The organism is Streptomyces sp. NRRL B-1140, assembly GCF_001280065.1.
GTDB lineage: Bacteria > Actinomycetota > Actinomycetes > Streptomycetales > Streptomycetaceae > Streptomyces.
The window spans coordinates 1-726 of sequence record NZ_LGEA01000172.1 but is presented as its reverse complement, the minus strand read 5'-3'; the positions used below and the strand labels follow the sequence as shown (position 1 = coordinate 726).

Below are 726 nucleotides of genomic sequence, written 5' to 3'. Positions count from 1 at the left end.
GAGAAGTACCAGCTGCGCCACCGCGACTGGGAAGCCGCCGAACGCGAGGGCCGCACCATCGCCCCGCTGCTCACCCGGCTCAACACCGTCCGGCGCGAGCATCCCGCACTGCACGGGCTCAGAAACCTCCGCTTCCACCACACCGACAGCGACGATGTCCTCGCGTACAGCAAGCGCAGCGGATCCGATGTGGTCCTGGTGGTCGCCAACCTCGACCCCCACCACACCCAGGAGGCCACGGTCTCGCTGGACATGCCGCAACTCGGCCTCGACTGGCACGAGTCGGTGCCGGTGCGCGACGAGCTCACCGGCGAGACCTACCACTGGGGCAGGAACAACTACGTGCGGTTGGAGCCGGGGCGGGCTCCCGCGCACGTCTTTCACGTCCAGTCCCCGCCCGCCGCGCACGCGAACGGAGGGGCAGCAACGTCATGACCGTGAACGAGCCCGTTCTGGACACCTTCGAGGACACTCCCGCGAGGGACCGAGACCCGGATTGGTTCAAGCGCGCCGTCTTCTACGAGGTGCTCGTCCGCTCGTTCCAGGACAGCAACGGCGACGGCGTCGGCGACCTCAAGGGCCTGACCGCGAAACTCGACTACCTGCAGTGGCTGGGCGTCGACTGCCTGTGGCTGCCGCCCTTCTTCAAGTCCCCGCTGCGGGACGGTGGCTACGACGTGTCCGACTACACGGCGGTGCTGCCGGAGTTCGGCGACCTCGCGGACT

At 68.3% G+C, this 726-nt stretch carries 2 protein-coding genes; both read left to right on the top strand.

The window, feature by feature from the left end:
• The coding region (locus ADK65_RS35570) for an alpha-glucosidase C-terminal domain-containing protein (protein WP_159038869.1) at positions 1–435 on the top strand (435 nt) is incomplete at its 5' end.
• Positions 432–726, top strand: a 295-nt coding sequence (locus ADK65_RS35565; protein WP_267889770.1) for an alpha-amylase family glycosyl hydrolase, incomplete at its 3' end; no start/stop codon positions are given. The genes ADK65_RS35570 and ADK65_RS35565, both read left to right, overlap by 4 nt.